25 protein-coding genes are annotated in these 24286 nt (G+C 66.0%); 18 read left to right on the forward strand and 7 right to left on the reverse strand.

The genetic code is table 11. The features are described from left to right. The first annotated feature begins 12 nt into the window (after nt 1-12). The 6 genes from A5650_RS09275 to A5650_RS09300 all read left to right on the forward strand — a co-directional run bounded on the left by A5650_RS09275 (nt 13) and on the right by A5650_RS09300 (nt 4911). Nucleotides 13-528, forward strand: a complete 516-nt coding sequence (locus A5650_RS09275) for a mycothiol transferase (RefSeq protein ID WP_067289420.1) — start codon at nt 13-15, stop codon at nt 526-528. A gap of 32 nt (nt 529-560) precedes the next feature. Further along, nucleotides 561-1103, forward strand: a complete 543-nt coding sequence (locus A5650_RS09280) for a phosphatase PAP2 family protein (protein ID WP_231992582.1) — start codon at nt 561-563, stop codon at nt 1101-1103. Further along, on the forward strand, nt 1100-1381 hold the full coding sequence (locus A5650_RS09285; protein WP_082950683.1) for a hypothetical protein: 282 nt from the start codon (nt 1100-1102) through the stop codon (nt 1379-1381). The genes A5650_RS09280 and A5650_RS09285 overlap by 4 nt, the downstream gene beginning before the upstream one ends. Before the next feature lie 53 nt (nt 1382-1434). Continuing rightward, on the forward strand, nt 1435-2952 hold the full coding sequence (locus tag A5650_RS09290; RefSeq protein ID WP_067289431.1) for an aldehyde dehydrogenase family protein: 1518 nt from the start codon (nt 1435-1437) through the stop codon (nt 2950-2952). Nucleotides 2953-3047: 95 nt separating this feature from the next. Then, a complete protein-coding gene (locus A5650_RS09295) occupies nt 3048-3893 on the forward strand; it encodes a hypothetical protein (protein WP_067289433.1) in 846 nt (281 codons plus the stop codon). A 28-nt stretch (nt 3894-3921) separates the two neighbouring features. Further along, nucleotides 3922-4911, forward strand: coding sequence for a DUF2889 domain-containing protein (locus tag A5650_RS09300; protein ID WP_067289435.1), 990 nt, complete (start codon nt 3922-3924; stop codon nt 4909-4911). Here A5650_RS09300 and A5650_RS09305 read toward each other — a convergent pair. Then, nucleotides 4891-5796, reverse strand: a complete 906-nt coding sequence (locus A5650_RS09305) for a crotonase/enoyl-CoA hydratase family protein (RefSeq protein ID WP_067289438.1) — start codon at nt 5794-5796, stop codon at nt 4891-4893. The two genes, A5650_RS09300 and A5650_RS09305, sit on opposite strands and share 21 nt — an antisense overlap. A gap of 213 nt (nt 5797-6009) precedes the next feature. Here A5650_RS09305 and A5650_RS09310 point away from each other — a divergent pair, with 213 nt between their 5' ends. Further along, complete coding sequence (locus tag A5650_RS09310) at nt 6010-6942, forward strand: EfeM/EfeO family lipoprotein (RefSeq protein ID WP_067289441.1); 933 nt, start codon at nt 6010-6012, stop codon at nt 6940-6942. Beyond that, complete coding sequence (locus A5650_RS09315) at nt 6939-8192, forward strand: Dyp-type peroxidase (protein WP_067289444.1); 1254 nt, start codon at nt 6939-6941, stop codon at nt 8190-8192. The genes A5650_RS09310 and A5650_RS09315 overlap by 4 nt, the downstream gene beginning before the upstream one ends. Here the strand turns inward: A5650_RS09315 and A5650_RS09320 are convergent. Further along, a complete protein-coding gene (locus A5650_RS09320; RefSeq protein WP_067289740.1) occupies nt 8185-10197 on the reverse strand; it encodes a prolyl oligopeptidase family serine peptidase in 2013 nt (670 codons plus the stop codon). The genes A5650_RS09315 and A5650_RS09320 overlap by 8 nt on opposite strands. 114 nt (nt 10198-10311) lie before the next feature. Between A5650_RS09320 and adh the strand changes: the two genes are divergently transcribed. The 6 genes from adh to A5650_RS09350 are packed head-to-tail and all read left to right on the forward strand — an operon-like array spanning nt 10312 to nt 14894. Further along, entirely contained in the window at nt 10312-11835 is a 1524-nt protein-coding gene (gene adh, locus A5650_RS09325) for an aldehyde dehydrogenase (protein WP_067289447.1), read from the forward strand. Nucleotides 11836-11837: 2 nt separating this feature from the next. Then, nucleotides 11838-12377 carry a DUF779 domain-containing protein gene (locus tag A5650_RS09330; protein WP_067289450.1) on the forward strand — a complete coding sequence of 180 codons (540 nt, stop codon included), beginning with the start codon at nt 11838-11840 and terminating at the stop codon, nt 12375-12377. A gap of 37 nt (nt 12378-12414) precedes the next feature. Continuing rightward, entirely contained in the window at nt 12415-12693 is a 279-nt protein-coding gene (locus tag A5650_RS09335; RefSeq protein ID WP_067289453.1) for a putative holin, read from the forward strand. Then, nucleotides 12686-13168 carry a hypothetical protein gene (locus A5650_RS09340; protein ID WP_067289457.1) on the forward strand — a complete coding sequence of 161 codons (483 nt, stop codon included), beginning with the start codon at nt 12686-12688 and terminating at the stop codon, nt 13166-13168. Before A5650_RS09335 ends, A5650_RS09340 begins: the two co-directional genes overlap by 8 nt. A gap of 9 nt (nt 13169-13177) precedes the next feature. Next, nucleotides 13178-14575, forward strand: a complete 1398-nt coding sequence (lpdA, locus tag A5650_RS09345; RefSeq protein ID WP_067289460.1) for a dihydrolipoyl dehydrogenase — start codon at nt 13178-13180, stop codon at nt 14573-14575. A gap of 28 nt (nt 14576-14603) precedes the next feature. After that, on the forward strand, nt 14604-14894 hold the full coding sequence (locus A5650_RS09350; RefSeq protein ID WP_067289743.1) for a hypothetical protein: 291 nt from the start codon (nt 14604-14606) through the stop codon (nt 14892-14894). Here A5650_RS09350 and A5650_RS09355 read toward each other — a convergent pair. Together A5650_RS09355 and ramB are read right to left on the reverse strand one after the other, a co-directional pair. Beyond that, complete coding sequence (locus A5650_RS09355; protein WP_067289463.1) at nt 14891-15442, reverse strand: carboxymuconolactone decarboxylase family protein; 552 nt, start codon at nt 15440-15442, stop codon at nt 14891-14893. The two genes, A5650_RS09350 and A5650_RS09355, sit on opposite strands and share 4 nt — an antisense overlap. 18 nt (nt 15443-15460) lie before the next feature. Next, nucleotides 15461-16888 carry an acetate metabolism transcriptional regulator RamB gene (gene ramB, locus A5650_RS09360; RefSeq protein WP_067289466.1) on the reverse strand — a complete coding sequence of 476 codons (1428 nt, stop codon included), beginning with the start codon at nt 16886-16888 and terminating at the stop codon, nt 15461-15463. A gap of 131 nt (nt 16889-17019) precedes the next feature. Between ramB and A5650_RS09365 the strand changes: the two genes are divergently transcribed. The 3 genes from A5650_RS09365 to A5650_RS09375 all read left to right on the forward strand — a co-directional run bounded on the left by A5650_RS09365 (nt 17020) and on the right by A5650_RS09375 (nt 20310). After that, nucleotides 17020-17796 carry an acyl-[acyl-carrier-protein] thioesterase gene (locus tag A5650_RS09365; RefSeq protein ID WP_067289746.1) on the forward strand — a complete coding sequence of 259 codons (777 nt, stop codon included), beginning with the start codon at nt 17020-17022 and terminating at the stop codon, nt 17794-17796. 267 nt (nt 17797-18063) lie between these two features. Then, nucleotides 18064-19350 (forward strand): isocitrate lyase, encoded by a 1287-nt coding sequence (aceA, locus tag A5650_RS09370; protein WP_067289469.1) that lies wholly within the window; start codon nt 18064-18066, stop codon nt 19348-19350. Between the two features lie 105 nt (nt 19351-19455). Continuing rightward, nucleotides 19456-20310, forward strand: coding sequence for a 3-hydroxybutyryl-CoA dehydrogenase (locus tag A5650_RS09375; RefSeq protein ID WP_067289472.1), 855 nt, complete (start codon nt 19456-19458; stop codon nt 20308-20310). Here A5650_RS09375 and A5650_RS09380 read toward each other — a convergent pair. From A5650_RS09380 to A5650_RS09390, 3 genes are all read right to left on the reverse strand, one after another. Then, nucleotides 20284-21123: an endonuclease domain-containing protein gene (locus A5650_RS09380; RefSeq protein WP_156744063.1), complete on the reverse strand. Its 840-nt coding sequence runs from the start codon at nt 21121-21123 to the stop codon at nt 20284-20286. The genes A5650_RS09375 and A5650_RS09380 overlap by 27 nt on opposite strands. A gap of 104 nt (nt 21124-21227) precedes the next feature. Further along, the gene (locus A5650_RS09385; RefSeq protein ID WP_067289476.1) at nt 21228-22079 is read right to left on the reverse strand and encodes a polyphosphate kinase 2 family protein; all 852 of its coding nucleotides are present in this window, start codon (nt 22077-22079) and stop codon (nt 21228-21230) included. Further along, nucleotides 22076-22780, reverse strand: coding sequence for a TetR/AcrR family transcriptional regulator (locus A5650_RS09390; protein ID WP_067289480.1), 705 nt, complete (start codon nt 22778-22780; stop codon nt 22076-22078). The genes A5650_RS09385 and A5650_RS09390 overlap by 4 nt, the downstream gene beginning before the upstream one ends. A gap of 76 nt (nt 22781-22856) precedes the next feature. Here A5650_RS09390 and A5650_RS09395 point away from each other — a divergent pair, with 76 nt between their 5' ends. Next, nucleotides 22857-24224 (forward strand): DUF445 domain-containing protein, encoded by a 1368-nt coding sequence (locus A5650_RS09395; protein WP_197501829.1) that lies wholly within the window; start codon nt 22857-22859, stop codon nt 24222-24224. Nucleotides 24225-24286 lie beyond the last annotated feature (62 nt).

The raw sequence follows: 24286 nt of genomic DNA on the forward strand, positions 1-24286 counted from the left end.
ACCGTCGGGGCCATGGCTGATTCAGAGGCGGCAGTGGTCCGGGACATCCTGCGCGACGCGTTCACACGGCTCATCGAGCACGTCGAGAACCTCACCGACGGGCTCACCCCCGAGTCCGCGATCTTCCGCCCCACCCCGACGGCCAACAGCATCGCTTGGCTGGTCTGGCACAGCGCCCGCCAGCAGGACGTGCAGCTCGCCGGTCTCGCCGGCACCGAGCAGGTCTGGTTGCGCGACGGGTGGGTCGATCGGTTCGGGCTCGACCTGCCGCGCGAAGACATGGGCTACGGCCACAGCCCCGAGGAGGTGGGCCGCGTCCGCGCACCGGCCGATCTGCTCGCCGGCTACGCCCACGCCGTGCACAAGGCGACCCTCGAGTACATCGCCTCGGTCACCCCCGACGAGCTGAGCCGCGTCATCGACGAGAACTGGGATCCGCCCGTGACCGCCGCCATGCGTCTGGTGAGCATCTTCGACGACGGCGCTCAACATCTTGGCCAGGCGGCCTACGTCCGCGGCATCACGTGATCCGGTGGTGGCCGGCGCTCGCTGTGACGGCGATGCTGCTGCTGGGTTGGCTGGTCGGCAAATCTTCGACTCCCGTTGACGATTGGTTTCAGCGCTTCAGACACAGCCCCCTGCGACGGCTGACGGTGATCGCCGACCCCCGACTGCTTCTCGCCCTCGCGCTGGTGGTGCTGGCGGTCGCCTGTCTGCAGCGTCGTTGGTGCCTGGCGGCGATGACCGTGGTCGCTCCCATCGTCGGCATCACGGTCGTTCGGATTCTCAAACCGGTCTTCGACCGGGACAAGGGCGGCGGGCTCGCCTATCCCAGCGGGCATCTCACCGCGACGACCATCGTGATCGGGTTGGCTGTCATCGCCGCGGGAGCGGCGTGGTGGGCGGTCGTCAGCGCCGTTGTCGCCGTGGCGCTGGCAATGCTCGGTGTGGGGGTCACGTTCCACTACGTCACGGACGTGGTCGGAGGCGTCCTGCTCGGCTCGGCGGTCGTATGCGCCGCGGCCGGCGTCGCCCGTCGAGACCATCGGCACAATCCGTCACCCGGCTCAGCTAACTCGCACTCCGCGACAATCGGTGGATGACGATGCCCGACAAGCCTCCCGGCTTGCGTGAGCGAAAGAAGCTCCGAACGCGGGCGACAATCCGGCGTGAGTACGTCCGCCTGATCGGCCTGATCACCGACGCGCTGACGCAGCGGCCGGGCGCGCCGACCGATCCACTCGAGCGCCGGGTGCTCGCGGGCGCGATCGTCGGCGTGCTGATCGGCGCCCCGCACGGCACTCCGTTGCCCGGCGGTCCCATCTCCGACAGCCTCCAGGCGCTCGACCGGATGCTGAAGAAGCCCGCCGTAGAAACTTGACACGTGTCAACCCCGGTGCGATCTGCGTCACACGCGACGGTTAGCATGGGGTCATGACTGCGACGTCCGACGTTGAGCTGCCCGACACCAGCACCATCCGCAACCCCGCGACCGGCGCCGTCGCGGGCACCGTGCGCTGGACCGACCCCGCCGACGTACCGCGCATCGCGGCCGGCCTGCGCGAGGCGCAGCGGCAGTGGGAGGCCCGCGGCGCCAAGGGCCGCGCGAAGGTGCTGGCCCGCTACGCCGTATGGCTCGGCGAGCACCGCGAGGAGATCGAGTCGCTGCTGATCAGAGAGACGGGCAAGTCCGCCGTCGACGCAGCGCAGGAAGTGCCGCTGCTGATCATGATCGCGTCGTACTACGTCAAGACCATGGAGAAGGCGCTCGCGCCGGAGAAGCGGCCGGCACCGCTGCCTTTCCTGTCCATCAAGAAGATCGAGGTGCACTACCGGCCGCGACCGGTCGTCGGGATCATCGCGCCGTGGAACTATCCGGTGGCCAACGCGCTGATGGACGCCATCGGTGCGCTCGCCGCAGGCTGCGCGGTGCTGCTCAAGCCCTCCGAGCGCACGCCGTTGACCGCCGAACTGTTGCTGCGCGGCTGGCTGGATTCCGGTGCGCCGGAGGTGCTCGCGTTGGCGCAGGGCGCGCGCGAGGTCTCCGAGGCCGTCATCGACAACGCCGACTTCATCCAGTTCACCGGCTCGAGCGCCACGGGTGCGAAGGTGATGGAGCGCGCCGCGCGCCGACTCACGCCTGTCAGCCTCGAACTCGGCGGTAAGGACCCGATGATCGTTCTGGAGGACGCCGACATCGACCTCTCCGCGCACGCCGCGGTGTGGGGCGCGTTCTTCAACGCCGGGCAGACGTGTGTGTCTGTGGAGCGGGTGTACGTCCTCGAATCGGTCTACGACCAGTTCGTCGCGGCGGTGGTGCGCGACGTCGAGAAGCTGAAGATGGGCGCCGGCGACGGCTACGACTTCGGATCGATGATCGACGAATCGCAGGTCGCCGTCACCGCACGTCATGTCGACGACGCGCTGGCCAAGGGTGCGCGGGCGTTGACCGGCGGTAAGCGGCCCGAGGGTGAGGGCAGCTTCTACCCGCCGACGGTGCTCGTGGACGTTGACCATTCGATGCTCTGCATGACGGAGGAGACGTTCGGGCCGACGCTGCCGATCATGAAGGTCGCCAGCGTGGACGAGGCGATCCGGTTGGCCAACGACAGCCCGTACGGCTTGAGTGCGGCGGTGTTCTCCAAGGACATCGAGCGGGCCAAAGACGTTGCGATCGAACTGGATTGCGGCGCGGTCAACATCAACGACGTGATCTCGAACCTGATGTGCACGACGGCTCCGATGGGCGGCTGGAAGACGTCGGGCCTCGGCGCGCGCTTCGGCGGGGCCGAGGGGTTGCGCAAGTACTGCCGCCAGGAGACCGTGGTGGCGCCGCGGACCAACGTCGGTGCGGGGGGCACGTACTACAACAATTCGCACAAGGCGCTGAAGCGGATGAACACGTTGATGACGAAGCTGGCGCTGATCACCCCGAAGCGGGCCGCCAAGTAGCCGACACCCGCCCTTCCCACGGCGAGGGTACGGTTCTTGACGCGTCTACTCGGGTTTCGTGTCCGGAACCGCACTTTCGGTGAGGGGAGGGTCGCGTGCGGTTGTTCACGACCGTGTTCCTGTGGCTCATCACCACGGCATTGCTGGCCGTCGCCGTTGCGACCATGTGGGCGCAACGCAACATTGTCGACGACGGCGGGTTCGCGGCATTGGCGGAATCGGCGGCTGAAGAGCCGCAACTGCAGCACGCGATGGCAAGGATCCTCGCCACCGAAGTGTCCACGGCCATGGACGACACCGGGTACGACGTCGACTACGAGCTGATCATCGGCACGGCCTCGGCTTACACGGCCAACCCGACATTTCCCGGCCAGTTCGCGCTGGCCACCAAGGTCGGACATCGCTGGATGTTCACCGACGCGGCGCAGCGTGTCGAGGGCACCGACCAGTGGATGCTCGACCTCGGTCCGATGCTCGCCGACGAATCGTTCCGGAACACGTTGGGAAATATCGGTGTCTCACCCGTCGAATCTCTGCCGATCCCCATCACGATCTCGGAGGACTGGCGACCCGGTCAGCTGAGGTGGGCGTCGACGTGGGGGCCGTGGATCAGCCTCGGCTCGACCATCCTCACCGGCGTGTTCGCGCTGCTGACACTGGTGGCCGCCCGCAGCCGCGGCAGAGCTCTTGCCGCCCTCGGTGTTTCGGCGCTTCTGGTGGGTGCAGCCGGATGGGCCGGCGTGGAGGTGGCGGGTCGCTCCGTCAACACAGCGCTGAACCGGCTCTCGGGCGACATCCGGGAGGTCGCCGACGTGATGGTGGCCCAGGCGGAGGGCAGCATGCACGACTGGCTGAACCTCACGCTGGCCGCCGGCGGGGTACTCGTGGTGTTCGGCGTACTGGTCGCGGTGCTGGGCGGGTTACGCCGACGCGACGTTTAGCTCAGCTCGGTATTGCTACCGTCGATGCATGCCGTTCGTCACCGACATCGTGGGCCCGCAGCGGCCCGTCGAGGCGTGGCCGCCGTTGGTGGTAGGCGCGCTGCGGCGCACGAGCACCATCGACACCCACCCCGACGGGGCTGATTCCGTCGTCGACCTGCGGGCGCGCGACATCGTCGTGCGGGTTGGCGGGGTGAGCGTCCTCGGCGAGATCGCCCTGCGCGCCCATCTGGCCGACCGGGTGATCGGCGAGATCGCGTCCGCTCCGGACGACGAGCGCCTGGGTCGGCTGATCGGCAAACGCGTGGGGCCCGGATTCCGCTCCGCTGTCGCCGAACTGTTCTCTGATGACGTCCGGCGATCCACCCTGCTGCACCTGCTGCTCGACGACTGGGTCGGGGCGGCGCTGGTCTCCGGTTATGCACGGCAGCACGCGTCGATCGTCGCGGGGACCGAGGAGAAACTGCCACCCGGTACCGCCGACCGCATGGCGGGCATCTGCGCGGGCTTCGCGCCCGACGCGTCGCTGGTGAACTACGCACGGCGCCTCGAAACCATCCCCTCGGTGCACGGGCCGCATGCCCCGCCCATCGACGTCGACGGCGTGCACACCGTGGAACCCCTTCGCGCACATGGCATGCGGCGGATGCGGCGGCTTGATCTGCTGCCAGCAGACGAGGGTTCGGCCCGCTTCGACGCCCATTTCCGCGACTCCCATGTCGACGGCGGCGGCGTCGAGACGATTGTGCACGAGTACACGCTCGGCGGTGCGGTGGATGTGGCGACGCGGATCGTCACGTCGATCAACGCGGACGTCCGTGTGCTGCCGTGGCAGGAGTGTCCCGGCGCGATCGGAAGCGCACAACGGGTGCGCGGGATGAGACTCGCCGAGGTTCGCGACCGCGTCCGGGGCGAGTTCGTCGGCACCAGCACGTGCACCCACCTCAACGACACATTGCGCGCGATCAGCAGCCTCGATGCAATGTTCGACCTGCGCTTACGGCTCGATGACGTGTGACGGATCGGGCCGCTTGTCCGGCGGCGCCTGGCTGTAGTCGCCCCACGGTCCGTCGCGCTGCTCGACCGCGGCCCGAACCCCCTGTGCCCCAGCCGTTTCGATGAACGACAGTGCATCGGGGGTGTTGCGCATCAACCCGTCGAGGATGCCGCCGAGGGTCTGGGTGGAGGCCAGGCCCATGTTCTCGTATGCCTGATTGACGATCAGCTTCTGCGCCTGCAGTTGCGACAACGGGACGGTGGCGAGTTTGTGCGCTACCTCCCTGACGCGCGCCTCGAGGTTCTCGAACGGGACGGACTCATTGATGAGTTCGACTGCGGCGGCTTCCTTTCCGGTCAATGGCTCGCCGGTCAGTGAGTGCCACTTGACCTTTGCGAGGCTCAGCCGGTACAGCCACATGCCGGTGAGATAGGCACCCCACATCCGGGCGTAGGGGGTGCCGATCACAGCGTCGTCGCTGGCGATCACGATGTCGGCGCACAACGCGTAGTCGCTCGCGCCGCCCACGCACCACCCGTGCACCTGGGCGATCACCGGCTTCGATGCCCGCCAGATCGCCATGAACTTCTGCGTGGGACCGGTTTCGCGAGCACTGACCATCGCGAAGTCCTTGCCCGGATCCCAGCGGCCGTCGGTGTTCATCGCCTCGCCCCAGTGCGTGAAACCGCCGCCGAAGTCGTAACCGCCGGAGAAGGCGCGTCCGGCACCGCGCAGCACGATCACCTTGATCGCGGGGTCACGTTCGGCCAGGCCGATCGCCTTCTCGATCTCGTCCGGCATCGGCGGGACGATGGTGTTGAGGTGATCGGGCCGGTTCAGCGTGATGGTCGCGATGGGTGGCTCCGCGGCGTAGAGCAAGGTCTCGAACGGCGCAGTTGTCGACATGGGTGAAGTTTGGCAGAGAACGGAGCGTCCGTTGCCGATGACGTTGGACCGGTCGGCGTTGGAGTTCGGAGTGAGGCGGGCGAGTCAGTCCGCGTCATCGCCGCAATAGAAAGGCGGAACCGCCCGCCCCGGGCCGCACCGCCAAATAAGGCGTGCCTATCCTCTGACCAGCCAGGAATGCTATGTTTTGCCTCTCCTAACTACGAGGTGCGAATGAACCGTTATCTTGCCTGGGCAACCCCCATCGCCGTCGCGGGCCTACTCCTGTCCGGATGCTCGAACGACAGTTCGTCCTCGAGCAGCGAGACGACTTCCGCCAGCGGAACCGCGGCCGAGACCACCAGCGCCGCACGCGCGATCGATCCTGCGGTCCTGGACAAAGCGGCAGCCGACTACAAGGCGTACGCGCAGAGCAACATCGACGAACTCCAGCGTGTGGTCAAGGTCTTCACCGACGCGGTGCGTGCGGGCGATCTGAAGGCCGCCCAGGACGCGTTCGCGCCGTCACGTCAGCCGTGGGAGCGCATCGAGCCGATCGCCGGCCTGGTGGAAGAGATCGACGGCAAGATCGACGCCCGCGTCGACGACTTCGCAGGCGTCGACGACCCGAAGTTCACCGGCTGGCACCGCCTCGAATACCTGCTGTTCGAGAAGAACACCACCGAGGGCGGGGCCCCGTTCGCCGACCAGCTCGACAAGGACGTAGCCGACCTCAAGGCGCAGTTCCCGTCTGTCGAGGTGAAGCCGATCGACGTGTCCAACGGGGCGGCCGAACTGATCGAAGAGGTGTCCGAAGGCAAGATCACCGGCGAAGAGGACCGCTACTCCAAGACCGATCTGTGGGACTTCGACGCGAACCTGCAGGGTGCACGCGATGCCGTCGGGAAGCTGAATCCCGCTCTGGTTCAGGCTGATCCGGCGCTGCTGGGAAAGATCGACGCGGGCCTGAACTCCGTATTCGACACGATGCGGCCGCTGCGCCGAGGTGACGGCTGGGTGCTGTTCTGCACCGAGAAGGACCCCTACCCGTCACCGCGTTGCCCCGAGGTCACCGTGACACCGGACGTCATCGACAAGCTCAAGGCCGAACTCGCCGGACTGTCGGAGAACCTGTCGCAGGTGTCGGGAGTGCTGAAACTGAAGTGACGCAGGGCCGGTCGGGTCTCTCGCGCCGAGGCTTCATCACTTGCGCGTTGGGCACGGGTGCCGCGGTAGGGGCCGGTGCGGCCCTCGCGGGGTGCTCGAAGCAGGAATCCGGTTCGTCCGCCTCGAGCGGGACGTTCGTCCCGTTCGAGGGTCCGCATCAGACCGGTATCACCGCGCTGCCCATCCCCGAACAGGGCCTGATCGCTTCGTTCAACGTCCTGTCGAAGGATCCCGACGGCCTCAAACGCACCCTCGAGGAGCTCACCGAAGAGATCCGCGGTCTGATGGCGGGTAAGCCGCCCGAGGTGCGCGATCCGGAGTATCCCCCGGTCGACTCCGGCATCCTCGGTGAACAACCGCCCGCGGACAACCTATCGGTCGTCGTGGGTGTGGGGGCGTCGCTGTTCGACCACCGGTTCGGGCTGGCCGATCGCAAACCCAAGGAACTGGTCACCATGCCGTTCCTGGCCAATGACCGCTTAGATCCCAAGCTGTCGCACGGTGATCTGTCGATCGTCATCGAGGCGGGTCACAATGACACGGTCGTGTTCGCGCTGCGTCAGCTGATGCGCCGCACGCGCAGCGATCTGGTGTTGCGGTGGATGGTCGACGGTTACGCGCGGGGCATCGGCGCCGGCCAGGCGTCCGAAGCCGCCACCCCGCGAAACCTGCTGGGGTTCAAGGACGGGACTGCCAATCTCGATGTCGACGACGGCGACGTCATGGATCGCCACGTATGGGTCGGCCCGCAGGACGGCGAACCCGAGTGGACCGTCGGCGGCTCGTATCAGGCGATCCGCATCATCCGCATGTTCGTCGAGTTCTGGGACCGAACCCAGCTCGCCGAGCAGGAGGCGCTGATCGGGCGTAGCAAGGTCAGCGGTGCACCCTTGGGCCTGACGGGTGAATTCACCGACCCCAACTATCCAGAAGACCCGGACGGCAAGCGAATTCCGCTCACCGCCCACATCCGGCTGGCGAACCCCCGGACGCCGGAGACCGAGGACAATCGCATCCTGCGCCGCGGCTTCAATTACTCGCGAGGATTCGACGGCGCGGGCCGACTGGACCAGGGTCTGGCATTCATCGCCTACCAGCGCAGTCTGGAGAAGGGCTTCCTGACCGTGCAGCGCCGGCTCAAAGGGGAACCGCTCGAGGAGTACATCCTGCCCGTCGGCGGCGGCTTCTTCTTCATGCTGCCCGGTGTCAGCGGACCCGACCGTTTCCTCGGCGACGGGTTGTTCAGCTGAGCACCGACCACAGGAACTCGTAGATCAACGCCGAGCGAAATGCGGTCTGCGCGTTGTCCGCTGCACCGGCATGGCCGCCCTCGATGTTCTCGTAGTAGTGCACCGGGTGGCCCGCGCTCTCCAGTGCCGCGGTCATCTTGCGCGCGTGCCCCGGATGTACTCGGTCATCCCGCGTCGACGTGGTGATCAGCACCGGCGGGTACCGACGATCGGCCGAAATATTCTGGTATGGCGAATATTTCGAGATGAACTCCCAATCACCCGGCTCGTCGGGATCTCCATACTCGGCCATCCACGAGGCGCCTGCCAGCAGCAGATGGTATCGGCGCATGTCGAGCAGCGGCACGCTGCACACCAGCGCCCCGAAAAGCTCGGGGTATCGCGTCAGCATCACGCCCATCAGCAGGCCGCCGTTGCTGCCGCCCTGGGCGCCGAGCTGCTCGACCGTGGTGATTCCTCGGGCCACGAGATCGCGTGCGACGGCGGCGAAGTCCTCGTAGACGAGATCCCGGTTCTCCCGCATCGCCTGCGTATGCCACTTCGGTCCGTACTCGCCGCCGCCGCGGATGTTCGCCAGGACATAGGTGCCTCCGCGGCTGAGCCACAGCCGGCCGAGCACTCCGCTGTAGCTCGGTGTGTTGGCGACCTCGAAGCCGCCGTACCCGCTCAGTAGCGTGGGACCCGGAGTTTGGCTATGCCGATGCGCGACAACAAAATACGGGATCATGGTGCCGTCGTCAGAGGCGACGAAATACTGATCCACCCGCAGGTCGGCTGCATCGAAGAACGACGGCGCGCGTTTGACCTCGGTGACGGCGTCGCCGGCCACCCCCCACAGCAGCCGAGACGGGGTGTCGAAACCGCTCGAGTCGAGGAAGATCTCGTCTCCGTACTCGTCGGCATCGACCAGCACGGTGTTGGTGTTCGGCGGGATACCGGGTATGTCGGCCCGCTGCCAGGTTCCCGGCGTCACGATCTGCACATGGCTGATCACGTCGACGAGGGTGACCAGGATCAACCGATCGCGCGTCCAGGCGTAGTCCTCCAGGCTGGAGTGCTCGTCCGGCTGGAAGACGACAGCCAGATCCCGTTCGCCATCGAGGAATTCGGCATATTTCGCGGCCAGTAGCGACCCGGCGCCATATGTCATCGACCCCACCGTCCAGTCGGTGCGCGGCCGGATCAACAGCCACTCCCGGTGCACGGAGATCCCGGCGTCGGTCGGCACGTCGATCCGGATCAGCGAGTCGCCGCGCAGCTCGTAGCGCTCCCGGTTGAAGAAGTCGAGCGACCGCGTGATCAGTAACCGCTCGAACCCCGGCGTCGGGTCGTAGCCGCAACCCACGCTGACGTCGGCGGCCTTGCCCTCGAACAGCGTCGACGCGTCGGCCAGCGGCAAACCGCGCTTCCAGCGCTTCACGATGCGTGGATAGCCGCTGTCGGTCAACGAGCCCGGCCCGAAGTCGGTCCCGACCAGCACGGTGTCGCGGTCCTGCCAGGTGACGCTCGACTTGGCCTCCGTCAGGGCGAACCCGTCGGCGACGAACTGGCGTGTGGTCAAATCGAATTCGCGGACGACGGTGGCGTCGGCGCCGCCGCGGGACAATTCGATGAGCGCGAGCGAGAAATCCGGTTCGAGCACTTCGGCACCCGCCCACACCCAGTTTTCGCCGTCTTCGGCGGCAATCGCGTCGATGTCGATCAGCACGTCCCACTCCGGCTGCTCGGTGCGGTAGCTGTCCAGGGTCGTGCGTCGCCACAGGCCGCGGGGATGGTCCGCGTCGCGCCAGAAGTTGTACAGATACTCACCTCGCCGCCGGACGTACGGGATGCGGGCGTCGGTGTCGAGCACCTCGAGCGCCTCGTTGCGCATCTGCTCGAACCGTCGCCCACCGAAGCGGGCGACCGTCGGGTCGTTGTGCTTGCGTACCCAGTCGAGTGCATCGTCGCCGGTGACGTCCTCGAGCCACAAATACGGGTCGGTGCCGGTCTTCTCTTCGCGCAAGCGCTCATCGGTGCCGGTCTTCTCTTCGCGCAAGCGCTCATCGGAACTCACGGGAACCATTGTGGCGGCCGAGCGTAGTGTGAGCTCGGTTACACCGTTCGAGGGAGGTCAACGATGACTGTCTACGCCCGTCCAGGCGCTGCGGACGCGCTGATGTCGTACGAGTCGCGCTACGGCAACTTCATCGGCGGGGAGTGGGTGCCGCCGGCCTCAGGCGAGTACTTCGAGAACCCGACACCGGTGACAGGTCAGGCGTTCTGCGAGGTGCCGCGGTCCAACGAGACCGACATCGAGTCAGCGCTCGACGCCGCGCACGGTGCGGCCCCCGCGTGGGGTAAGACGGCTCCGGGCGAGCGCGCGGTCATCCTCAACAAGATCGCCGACCGCATCGAGGAGAACCTCGAGTCGCTGGCGCTCGCCGAGTCGTGGGACAACGGCAAACCCATCCGCGAGACGCTGGGCGCCGACCTGCCCCTGGCCGTCGACCACTTCCGCTACTTCGCCGGGGCGATCCGCGCGCAGGAAGGCTCGCTGTCGCAGATCGACGACGACACCGTCGCCTACCACTTCCACGAACCGCTCGGCGTCGTCGGCCAGATCATTCCGTGGAACTTCCCGATCCTGATGGCGACGTGGAAGCTGGCCCCCGCGTTGGCCGCCGGTAATGCCGTGGTGCTCAAACCGGCCGAGCAGACACCGGCGTCGATCCTGTATCTGATGAGCCTGATCGGCGACCTGTTGCCCGCCGGCGTACTCAACGTGGTCAACGGTTTCGGGTTTGAGGCGGGCAAGCCGCTGGCGTCGTCGAACCGCATCGCCAAGATCGCATTCACCGGCGAGACCACCACCGGTCGGCTGATCATGCAGTACGCGTCGCAGAACCTGATCCCCGTCACGCTGGAGCTCGGCGGCAAGAGCCCCAACATCTTCTTTTCGGACGTGATGGCCGAGGGAGACGACTACCAGGACAAGGCGCTCGAGGGCTTCACGATGTTCGCCCTCAACCAGGGCGAGGTGTGCACGTGCCCGTCGCGCAGCCTGATTCAGGCCGACATCTACGACGAGTTCCTGGAACTGGCCGCAATCCGCACGAAGGCTGTGCGGCAGGGCGATCCGTTGGACACCGAGACGATGATCGGTTCGCAGGCCTCCAACGATCAGCTCGAAAAGGTGTTGTCCTACATCGAGATCGGCAAGGACGAAGGCGCCCGCGTCGTGACCGGCGGCGAGCGCGCCGAACTGGGCGGCGACCTGTCCGGCGGCTACTACGTCCAGCCGACGATCTTCGAGGGCAACAACAAGATGCGGATCTTCCAGGAGGAGATCTTCGGGCCCGTCGTCGCGGTGACATCGTTCACCGATTACGACGACGCGATCGCCATCGCCAACGACACGCTGTACGGCTTGGGTGCGGGCGTGTGGAGCCGCGACGGCAACACCGCCTACCGCGCCGGGCGTGACATCAAGGCGGGCCGGGTGTGGACGAACTGCTACCACGCCTATCCCGCGCACGCGGCGTTCGGTGGCTACAAGCAGTCCGGCATCGGGCGCGAGAACCACCGCATGATGCTCGACCACTATCAGCAGACCAAGAACCTGCTGGTGAGCTACAGCGACAAGACCCAAGGCTTCTTCTGACGGTGTCACCGTCCGCGCCCCACCCGCCGTCGGCGGAAGAAGGAGCCCCGCCGAAGCGGGCGTTGATCACCCACGCCGCGGCCGAACTGGTGGCGCGACTGCAGGACAGGCACGGCGCGCTGATGTTCCATCAGTCCGGCGGCTGCTGCGACGGGTCGTCACCGATGTGCTACCCCGACGGAGACTTCATCGTCGGCGACCGCGACGTGCTCCTCGCCCTCCTCGACGTCGGACCGGATCTCCAACCCGACGGTGTGCCGGTGTGGATATCCGGGCCGCAGTTCGACGCGTGGAAACACACGCAGCTGGTGATCGACGTCGTGCCCGGACGCGGCGGCGGCTTCAGCGTGGAGGCGCCCGAAGGGGTGCGATTCCTGAGCCGCGGCCGCGCGTTCTCCGAGGTCGAGAACGGCCTGTTGGCCGATGCACCCATCGTGACCGGAGCGGATTTCGCCAGGGGTGTCCGCCCGCCGTCGTCGGACACGCACATCGTCGGTAATGCAATCGATGCATGTCCGATACCTGGCGCGCCGAGCGGATAACGGGGGCACCGCAAGCCGCCCCCGTAGCCTTCCAAACGTGATACCGCTTCCGCGTGCATGGGTGCTGACCAGCGCATTGCTGGTCGGTACGGCGGTGGGCCTGGTCCTCGGGATCGCCGCGACCCTGGTGATTGACACCCCGATCCGACCCGACGTCGTGGTCGCGCTCGTCGTCGGCGTGCCCGGCATGTTGGGGCTGTTGGCGATCCTGACGTCGGCTCGGCGCTGGGTGACGACGGCCGGTGCGTTCCTCCTCGCGATCGCGCCCGGTTGGTTCGGTGTGCTGGTGGCGATTCAGGCGGTGCACGGTGACTGAGACCACCGAGACGCTGTCCGGCGATCCGACCGAGCCCTACACGCCGACGTTCACCACCGGTGAGTTCCAGGCGATAGGAACGACGGCCGTCACGGAGCGCCCGTCCGAGCCGGTGGTCGTTCCCGCGCAGCCCGTCGTGGTTCCCGGCAACTTCCAGTACCTCAAGCGCTGGAAGTTCGTCCTCGTCGTCGCGGCGGTGTGGGCGCTGTCGGCGGTGGCGGGATGGGCGCTGTACCACTGGTGGTACCACTCGATCGACAAGACGGCGCCGGTTTTCGTCGTGCTGGTCTTCGTCGTCACGACGACGGTCGCCGGCCTGCTGCTGGCCATGGCGATCGAACGCCCGCTAGTGTCGGCGCTGTCGATCGCGCTGACGTCGGCACCCTTGGCGGCGGTCGCGGGAGCGGCGGTGCTGCACGGTCTCTACTACTGCGAATGGGCAAGTCGGTGTTTCGCGGGAGTGCTTCCTTACTAGGGTGGGGGAGTGACCCACTATGACGTCGTCGTACTCGGAGCAGGCCCCGGCGGGTATGTCGCGGCCATCCGTGCCGCGCAGCTCGGACTGAACACCGCCATCGTCGAACCCAAGTACTGGGGCGGCGTCTGCCTCAACGTCGGGTGCATCCCGTCTAAGGCGTTACTGCGCAACGCGGAGCTGGCGCACATCTTCACCAAAGAGGCCAAGCAGTTCGGCATCAGCGGCGAGGCGACGTTCGATTACGGCGTCGCGTTCGACCGCAGCCGCAAGGTCGCCGAGGGTCGGGTCGCCGGTGTGCATTATCTGATGAAGAAGAACAAAATCACCGAGATCCACGGGTACGGGAAGTTCAAAGACGACCACACGCTCGAGGTCGACCTCAACGAGGGCGGCACCGAGACCGTCGAGTTCGACAACATCATCATCGCCACCGGTAGCAGCACCCGCCTAGTGCCCGGCACATCGCTGTCGGAAAACGTGGTCACCTACGAAGAACTCATCATGACGCGCGAGCTGCCGTCGTCGGTTGTCATCGCGGGTGCGGGCGCCATCGGCATGGAGTTCGGCTACGTGATGAAGAATTACGGCGTCGACGTCACGATTGTCGAGTTCCTGCCCCGCGCGCTGCCCAACGAGGACGCCGAGGTTTCCAAGGAGATCGAGAAGCAGTTCAAGAAGCTCGGTGTCAAGGTCCTGACCGGTACCAAGGTCGAGTCGATCGACGACGACGGCGGCGGCGAGGTCACCGTGACCGTCAGCAAGGACGGCAAGTCGCAGGACCTCAAGGCTGAAAAGGTGTTGCAGGCAATCGGATTCGCCCCGAACATCGAGGGCTTCGGGCTCGACAAAACCGGCGTCGAGGTCACCGACCGCAAGGCGATCGGCATCGACGACTACATGCGCACCAGCATCCCGCACATCTACGCGATCGGTGACGTGACGGGCAAGCTGCAGCTGGCGCACGTGGCCGAGGCGCAGGGCGTCATCGCCGCCGAAACCATCGCGGGCGCAGAGACTTTGCCGCTCGGGGACTACCGCATGCTGCCGCGCGCGACGTTCTGCCAGCCGCAGGTCGCCAGCTTCGGGCTCACCGAGGAGCAAGCCCGCGAAGAAGGCTACGACGTCAAGGTGGCCAAGTTCCCGTTCACCGCGAACGCCAAGGCGCACGGTGCCGGTGACCCGAGCGGCTTCGTCAAGCTGATCGCCGACGGCAAGTACGGCGAGTTGATCGGCGGCCACCTGATCGGCCACGACGTGTCCGAGCTGCTGCCCGAGCTGACGCTGGCGCAGAAGTGGGATCTGACCGCGACCGAACTGGCCCGCAACGTGCACACGCACCCGACCATGTCCGAGGCGCTGCAAGAGTGCTTCCACGGTCTGCTCGGCCACATGATCAATTTCTGACGTGCTCCCGAGAAGCAACACAGCGAACGTGACTCAGACATCCGGCACGGCGCGAGCCCTCTGGGTCGCCGGCATCGGGGGATTGGTGGTCGGCCATATCCTCTTGCTGGCCGGGATCTCGTATGCCACGTCGACGTCGAACGTCAGCACCTGGGTGCTCGTGGTGGCTGCGGTGTCGTTTCTCGTGGGCGGAGGCGTCGGCTGGTTGGGGTGGCGCAGCTATCAACGCAAGAGCGAAGTGTGGGCGGCGTTCCTGTTGGCGCTGCCGGTGTCCCCGGTGCTGCTGTCGCTGATCGTGCTCGGGATCACGTACCTCTAGTCCGGGAAGTCCAGCGGCACTTTCAGAGTGGTGATCGTCGCGGCCAGCCCGTCGTACTGGGCTGCCAGCATGCAGAACTCGATCAGTTGTGGTTTGGTCAGGTGTCTGGCCAACATCACCCACGTCTCGGAGGAGACGCCCCGGGTCACGACGAACTCGTCGGTGGCGGTGATCAACGCGCGCTGACGGTCGGTCAGCCCCTCGGCGTCGGGTCCCTCGAAGATCTTCTTCTGCACGTCCGGGCCGAGCCCACGGGTGCGCGCCAGGCGGCGGTGTTGCTGAAGTTCGTACTCGCAGTCGCGCAGATGGCCGACGCGCAGGATGACGGTCTCGGCGTCCTGTACCGAGAGCTTGCTCAGGATGCCGAGCAGCACCCCGCTGTACGGCAGCCACGCCAGGAACAGAAGCCGGTGTTGGCCAAGCACATTGAAGAGGCTGAACCGAGGTGCCCGGATGGTGCGCGCACCGAGTTTCGCGATGGCCCAGTTCAGGGGGCCGAGTTCCTTGAATCCACCGGGCGCGATGCGGGCCGACTCGGGTGCGCTCATCACAGCGAGTCTACGTGCCTAGGCCTGACGCACCAGATAAGGCGAGACGGTGCTGCGGTGCTCGTCGATGTCGAGCGCACGGCCCAGCGCGGGGAATGCCCGCTGCGGGCAGTTGTCCCGCTCGCAGACGCGACAACCCGCGCCGATGGGCGTCGCCACCTCGCCGGACAAGTCGAGCCCCTCCGAATAGACCAGCCGGTGCGCGTGGCGGAGTTCGCAGCCCAGGCCGATCGCGAACGTCTTGCCCGGCTGCCCGTAGCGCTGTGCGCGACGCTCCACGGTGCGCGCGACCCACAGGTAATTGCGTCCGTCAGGCATCTGGGCGACCTGCACGAGGATCTTGCCGGGGTTGGCGAACGTCTCGTAGACGTTCCACAGCGGGCAGGTGCCGCCGCTCGATGAGAAGTGGAAACCGGTGGCGGACTGTCGTTTTGACATGTTGCCTGCGCGGTCGACGCGGACGAAGGACAGCGGCACGCCGCGCATGGACGGCCGTTGCAGGGTCGAGAGGCGATGGGCGATCGTCTCGTAACTGACCGAGTAGAACGCCGAGAGCCGCTCGACGTCGTAACGGAAATTCTCCGCGACATCGTGAAACTGCGTATAGGGCAACATCATTGCGGCGGCGAAGTAGTTGGCCAGGCCCATACGCGCCAAGCGAGTCGACTCGTCGCTGGTGAACTTGCCTTCGTCGACGAGCTTGTCGATGAGGCCGCCGAACTCGAGATACGCCAACTCGGCCGCCATCTTGAACACGGTCTGCCCGGAGGAGAGATGGTTGTTGAGCACCAGCGTGTTGGTCTCGGGGTCGTAGCGATGAAGCACCGACTCGCCGAGGTCCGTGCGCTGGGTGATGCGGACGCCGTGCACCATCGTCAACCGGTCCGACAGTTGGCGCGCCAGCTCCGAACGCTGCATCCGCATTCGGATGGTGAGATCTTCGGCCGCGGTGTCGAGTTCGTGCAGATAGTTCTGGCGTTCGTAGAAGTAGTCGCGGACTTCCTCGTGCGGCATGGTGATCGCGCCTGAGCCCGAGCTGAAGCCCCCGCCGGCGTTGAATCGGTCCTCGGTGGCCGCCGCCAGCTGGGTGGTGGTCAGCTGGTAGCGGCGGTGCAGGTTGACCATCGCCCGGGCGAGGTTGGGGTGCGCGGCGACCATGTCCGCGATCTCCGGAAGGTCGACGTCGATGTCGAGATCCCGGTCGAGCGTGACCTCGCGTAGCTCCGCGACCAGCCGGGTGTCGTCTTCGGAGGCGAAGAACGTCGCGTCGACGCCGAACACTTTCGTGATGCGCAGCAGGACCGCGATGGTCAGGGGGCGCACGTCGTGCTCGATCTGGTTGAGATAGCTCGGCGAGATGTCCAGCATCTGCGCCAGCGCCGCCTGGCTGAATCCGCGCTCGCTGCGTAGCTGCCTAACCCGCGATCCGACAAAGGTCTTCGCCACGTCAACCAGGGTAGCAACGTTGCGAAGAGCACCTTCGCATTGTTGGCAGATCGGCCATTGTGGCAGGATCAGCGGTCGTGAGCACCAATCAGGGATCGGGAGCAAGCGCCGTGCAGGGGCTGGCCAAGATCATGATGCCCGTCCCTGATCCGCACCCCGACGTCTTCGATGTCGAGTGGCCGCTGCGGGTCGCCGACGTGGACCGCGAAGGCCGGCTGAAGTTCGACGCCGCGACGCGACACATCCAGGACATCGGCTCGGACCAGCTGCGTGAAATGGGATTCCAGGAAACCCATCCGCTGTGGATCGTGCGCCGCACGATGATCGACATGATCCGCCCGATCGAGTTCCAGGACATGCTGCGGCTCCGCCGCTGGTGTTCGGGCACGTCGAACCGGTGGTGCGAGATGCGCGTGCGCATCGACGGGCGCAAGGGCGGTCTCGTCGAGTCCGAGGCGTTCTGGATCAACATCAACCGCGAGACCCAGGGGCCGGCACGTATCTCCGACGACTTCCTCGAGGGCCTACGGCGCACGACCGATGTCGGTCGGCTGCGATGGAAGGCATACCTGTCGCCGGGCAGCCGCGAGGACGCCGACGAGATCCGCGAGTTCCCGGTCCGGGCGAGTGACATCGACATCTTCGACCACATGAACAACTCGGTGTACTGGTCGGTGATCGAGGACTATCTGCATCATCACCCAGAGTTGGTGCGTTATCCGCTGCGCGCGACGATCGAACACGATGCCGCGGTCGCGCTGGGCGACAAGATGGAGATCCTCAGCCACACCCACCCGGCGGGCTCGACGGACAAATTCGGTCCGGAACTGACGGATCGCACTGTTACAACGCTCACATATGCGGTCGGCGACGAGGCCAAGGCTGTCGCATCGATCTTCAATCTCTGATCACCGCCCGTTTAACAGTACGGGCGTACTGACCTGCGCAAATGGGCTACTGATCGGTAACTTCTGAACCGGTTAAGCGTAGACCGATCTTCGCAAAATTAGCTAAACCGGTGGAGCAGTTGGCGAAAGTTGGCATTCGAAACGGCTGGACCTGCGCTAATAGAGTAAGGCATCCTCGTAGTAGCGAATCCGCTGAACCGTTTGGGCGTTAACAAGCCGGGTACTCCGGCCGCGCCGCAGCGATAGTGAACAGATCGAAGGAGCGCCATGTCAACCGTTGGCAAGCCGAAGAGCGCAGAGGAAATTCAGCGCGACTGGGACACCAACCCCCGTTGGAAGAACGTGACCCGCGAGTACTCCGCAGAGGACGTCGTCGCGCTGCAGGGCACCGTCGTCGAGGAGTCGACCCTGGCTCGCCGTGGCGCTGAGATCCTGTGGAACCAGCTGCACGACATGGAGTTCGTCAACGCGCTCGGCGCGCTGACCGGCAACATGGCCGTCCAGCAGGTCCGTGCCGGGCTGAAGGCCATCTACCTGTCCGGGTGGCAGGTCGCCGGCGACGCCAACCTGTCCGGCCACACCTACCCCGACCAGAGCCTGTATCCGGCCAACTCGGTGCCGCAGGTGGTCCGCCGCATCAACAACGCGCTGCTCCGGGCCGATGAGATCGCCAAGGTCGAGGGCGACACCTCGGTCGAGAACTGGCTGGTGCCGATCGTCGCCGACGGCGAGGCCGGCTTCGGTGGCGCGCTGAACGTCTACGAGCTGCAGAAGGCGATGATCGCCGCCGGTGTCGCTGGCTCGCACTGGGAGGATCAGCTGGCCTCGGAGAAGAAGTGCGGCCACCTCGGTGGCAAGGTGCTGATCCCGACCCAGCAGCACATCCGCACGCTGACCTCCGCGCGTCTGGCCGCGGACGTCGCCGACGTCCCGACCGTCGTGATCGCCCGCACCGACGCCGAGGCGGCCACCTTGATCACCTCCGACGTCGACGAGCGCGATCAGCCGTTCATCACCGGTGAGCGGACCAAGGAAGGCTTCTACCGCGTGAAGAACGGCATCGAGCCGTGCATCGCGCGTGCGAAGGCTTACGCGCCGTACGCCGACCTGATCTGGATGGAGACCGGCACCCCCGACCTCGAGCTGGCCAAGCAGTTCGCCGAGGGTGTGCAGGCCGAGTTCCCGGACCAGATGCTGGCCTACAACTGCTCGCCGTCGTTCAACTGGAAGAAGCACCTCGACGACGCCACAATCGCGAAGTTCCAGAAGGAGCTCGGCGCGATGGGCTTCAAGTTCCAGTTCATCACGCTGGCCGGCTTCCACGCCCTGAACTACTCGATGTTCGATCTGGCCTACGGCTACGCCCGCAACCAGATGAGCGCGTACGTCGAGCTGCAGGAGCGCGAGTTCGCCGCCGAGGAGCGCGGATACACCGCGACCAAGCACCAGCGCGAGGTCGGCGCCGGCTACTTCGACCGGATCGCCACCACGGTGGACCCGACCAGTTCGACCACCGCGCTGAAGGGTTCGACCGAAGAGGGTCAGTTCCACTGACATCTCGGTGAGTTAGCCAAGCCCAGTAGGCTCACGAGGCCCAACGGCTTGTCATCAGGCCCCGTCCTTATATTGGGCGGGGCCTGATGTTGTGGAGAGGACGCAATGAGCATTGAACGAGTGGGCGTTGTCGGCGCCGGACAGATGGGCAGCGGCATCGCAGAGGTGTCGGCGAAGTCCGGGGCGAACGTCGTCGTCTACGAGCCGTCCGAGGAACTCGTCGAGGCTGGGCGCAAGCGGATCACCGGATCGCTGGAGCGGGCGGCGAGCAAGGGCAAGCTCTCCGAAGCCGATCGCGATGCGACGCTGGCGCGGTTGAGCTACACGACCGACCTGTCGGATCTGGCCGACCGCCAGCTGGTGATCGAGGCCGTCGTCGAGGATGAGGCCGTCAAGGCCAAGATCTTCGCCCAGCTCGACGAGATCATCACCGACCCCGACGCCGTGCTGGCATCGAATACGTCGAGCATCCCGATCATGAAAATCGCTGCGGCTACGAAGAATCCGAGCCGTGTGCTGGGGCTGCACTTCTTCAATCCGGTGCCGGTGCTGCCGCTCGTCGAGCTGGTCAACACGCTCGTGACTTCCGACGGAGCGCTCGCGCGGGTTGAGCAGTTCGCCGGCGAGGTGCTGGGCAAGCAGGTCGTACGGTGTTCGGACCGTTCGGGTTTCGTCGTCAACGCGCTGCTGGTGCCGTATCTGTTGTCGGCGATCCGGATGGTGGAGTCGGGCGTCGCCACGGTCGAGGACGTGGACAAGGCGATCGTCGCGGGGTTGTCGCATCCGATGGGGCCGCTGCGGCTTTCGGACCTGATCGGCCTGGACACGATGAAGCTGATCGCCGACTCGATGTTCACCGAGCTCAAAGACCCGCACTACGCGCCGCCGCCATTGTTGCTGCGGATGGTCGAGGCGGGTCAGCTCGGCAAGAAGTCAGGGCAGGGCTTCTACAGCTACTAGCGCCGAGCGCACGCGCCGCAGGACCCCGGCCCGGTCGTATCGCAGTTGCCGGCTGCTGACGCGGATGATGGTCCAACCCTGCGCGGCAAGGTATTCGAGTCGTTCGATGTCGGCGGCGTAGTCGTCGGGATTCGTCCAGTGGTGTTCTCCGTCGTACTCGACGCCGATCTTCCACTGCGGCCAACCCATGTCGACTCGTCGCTTGCCAACGCGGATCTGAGTGACGGGTTGCGGCAATCTACTTCGCACGAGAAGCAGCCGCAATTCGGTTTCCTTCGGAGATTCGGCACCACCGTCGACAAGGGCCAGTGAGCCGCGTAGCCGACGGATATGCCGGGCGCCGGGGTAGCGATCCGCGATCGCATGTACTTCGGCGGGAGTGCAACCGGTCGCGTTGAGCAACGCGTCGATGCGCACGATGGCCGTATCGCCGTCGACGCGACGGCCCAGGTCGTAAGCGGTTCGCGCGGGCGTCGTGCAGTCGAGGCTGCCGCGAACACAGACCTCGTCGTCGGCGAGAGCGCCACGATGAATCACGATCCCCGGCGGGCCGGGCTGGTACGCGTGGGCGATCTCAGCCGGACCATCGTCGGGAAGCCAGCGTGTTCCGAGCATGGCCGCTGCGGAGTGTCCAACCAGCGTCGCTTCACCTCGCGACCACAGCCAAGCGGCGAGTGCTCTATCGGACGCAGTGAGTCGTACCCCTTCTTGTGCATAGATGTTGTTGTAGATCTTGAAGTATTGCTTACGGAGCATCTGGCGCGTCACCACGCCGGCCGCGAGCGCTTCGCTCGCAACGATGATTTTCTGCACACTTATTACGCGCACCAGGCGGCCGATCGGTTCCACCGAGCGTCGTAAAGATGACGAAATTCCGAGCAAATCCGTCATCTTTGCGACTCTCGGCGCCAAAAGCCTCAGGACTCGAGCAGGCGCTTGCGTTCGGCCTCGACATTGAAATCCGCAGGCGGATACGACAAGTCGAGACCCTCGAGCGCCTGGATCAGCAGCTCGGTCACGGCGAGCCGGCTGTACCACCGGCGATCGCAGGGCACGACATGCCACGGCGCGTAGTCCGTCGACGTCCGATCGAGCACCGCCTGGTAGGCCTCCTGATACTGGGGCCACTTGAGGCGCTCGTCGATGTCGCCGGGGTTGTACTTCCAGTATTTCGTCGGGTCGTCGAGCCTCTCGAGCAGCTGCTTCTTCTGCTCCTCGAGCGAGATGAACATCGCGACCTTCACCAACGTCGTTCCGCCGTCGACGAGTTCGCGTTCGAACGCGTTGATCTCGCCGTACCGCGCACCCCACACGTCCGGCGGCACCAGGTCGTGCACCCGGACGATCAGCACATCCTCGTAGTGCGACCGGTCGAACACGCCGATGTGTCCCGCCGGCGGCAGCGCGCGCCGGATGCGCCACAGGAAGTCGTGCGCCAGTTCCTCCTGCGTCGGCTTGCCGAACGCGGTGTAGCGCACACCCATCGGATTCACTGCTCCGACAACGTGTTTGACGATGCCACCCTTACCTGCGGCGTCCATTCCCTGCAGCACCAACAACACCGAGCGGGAGTCGTCGGTGCCCTTCGAGCTCGCGTAGAGCATCTCCTGCAGCCTGGCGAGGCGGTCGCTGCGGTCGGCCTGCACCGGTGCTGCGTCGGACTTGGAGCCGTCGAAACCCGGAGTCGACGAGGTGTCCAGATCGGCGATCTTGTCGCCGGCCCGGAACCGCACCGCGTCAGCGATGGGCAACGCGCCCGATGAGCTCACCGGCCGTCTCGCGGCGGCAGTGCCGGCGACGGGTGCTGCTGACTCCGGAACGCCTCCAGCGACCCGCCCACTTCGACGATGCCGCATAACGCATTCCACGACAGCATCGTCAGGTAGTCGATCAGCTCGTCGGAGCTCATGCGCCGATTCGACATCCACGAGTGCGTGGCCAGCTGAACGCCGCCGACGGTGTGGAAGGCCCACGGCTCGACGCCGCCGGTGTCCATACCGGCCTCCTGCATCCGGCGGCGCAACATCACCGCCAGCATGCGGGCGATGATCTGCTCGGACGTCGCGATCGCGCGACTCTTGCTCGCCGAGTTGTTCGCCATCACGAACTGATAGGGCTCGGGTTCGGCGGCGACCGTCTCGACGTAGACGCGGATGACCTCGCGAGTCAGCGCGAAGCCGTCCAGGTTCGACGACAACGCGGCGGCCATGTTCGGGATCAGGGTGGTCTGGGCGAACCGCATCATCACCGCGGTCGTGAGATCGTTCTTGTCGACGAAGTAGCGGTACAGCACCGTCTTCGAGACACCGATCTCGGCCGCGATCTCATCCATGCTGACGCCGCTTCCGCGGCGCCGAATCGCCTCCAGGGTGCCATCCACCAGCTCGTTGCGACGTTCCACCTTGTGCTTGTGCCAACGCCGCTTGCGGCCGTCTGTCTTGACCGCGATCGCTTCGGACTGTTGTGCCACTATCCCCGTGATCCGTTCCCTAGTTCCTCTCGATAGTACGGCTGATCTTGACACCGTGGGTTGTCGGACCGGGGCCCTGCGCGTCGTAGCGGATGATGGAGGAGTGGCACACAGACCGAGCGCCGGACGACCCGCACCGACGGCTCCGACCGCTCCGCGGAGAAGCTTCGCCGAGTCCCTAGCCGGGGCCGACTCCGCCGCCGACGCGGAACGCCGCCGCGCCCTGCGGCGCATGAAAGTCGTCGCGCTGAGCTTCCTGATCGGTGCCACCGTCGTCTTCCTGCTCTGTACGTGGGCCCAGTCCACGGGCGGTGCGCCCGGATGGGTCGGCTTCGTACGCGCGGCCGCGGAGGCGGGCATGGTCGGCGCGCTCGCGGACTGGTTCGCGGTCACCGCGTTGTTCAAGCACCCGCTCGGCATTCCGATCCCGCACACCGCGATCATCAAGCGCAAGAAAGACCAGCTCGGAGAGGGCCTCGGCACCTTCGTTCGCGAGAACTTCCTGTCGCCCGAAGTCGTGTCGACCAAGTTGCGCGACGCCGATGTCGCCGGCCGGCTCGGCAAATGGCTCTCCGATCGGGCACACGCCGAACGGGTGGCCGCCGAGACCGCGACTGTGCTGCGGGTTCTCGTGGAGATGCTGCGCGACGAGGACGTTCAGGCCGTGCTCGACCGGATGATCGTCAAGCGCATCGCCGAACCGCAATGGGGTCCGCCCGTGGGCCGCGTGCTGTCCACGCTGCTGGCCGAACACCGGCAGGAGGCCCTGCTGCAACTGCTCGCCGACCGCGCCTTCCAGTGGTCGCTCAACGCCGGACCCGTCATCGACCGGGTGATCGAACGCGATTCGCCCACCTGGTCCCCGCGCTGGGTGGACCACCTCGTCGGCGACCGAATCCACCGCGAATTGATGGACTTCACCGATAAGGTGCGCCGCAACCCCGACCACGAACTACGGCGCTCGGCCACCCGGTTCCTGTTCGAGTTCGCCGACGACCTCCAGCACGACGAGGCCACCATCGAGCGGGCCGAGAACGTCAAGGAACAGGTCATGGCGCGCGACGAGGTCGCCCGCGCCGCCGAGACCGCATGGACCGCGGCCAAACGCATCCTGTTCGAGTCGGTCGACGACCCCTCATCCACGCTGCGCACCCGGATCGCGGATTCGGTGATGCTCATCGGGGAGTCGCTGCGCGACGACGCCGACCTGCGCGACAAGGTCGACAACTGGATCATCCGGGCGGCTCAGCACCTGGTCGCCGAATACGGCGTCGAGATCACCGCGATCATCACCGACACCATCGAGCGGTGGGACGCCGACGAGGCCAGTCGCCGCATCGAACTCCATGTCGGACGCGATCTGCAGTTCATCCGGATCAATGGCACCGTGGTAGGTGCACTCGCGGGCCTCGTCATCTATTCGATAGCCCAACTTATGTTCTGACCTGCGCTAACTAGTGCTTGCAAAAGTTAGCACTCCGTCGTACGGTAGGGACGTCGCTTATT

It is taken from the genome of Mycobacterium sp. 1164985.4 (genome assembly GCF_001668575.1).
Lineage (GTDB): Bacteria > Actinomycetota > Actinomycetes > Mycobacteriales > Mycobacteriaceae > Mycobacterium.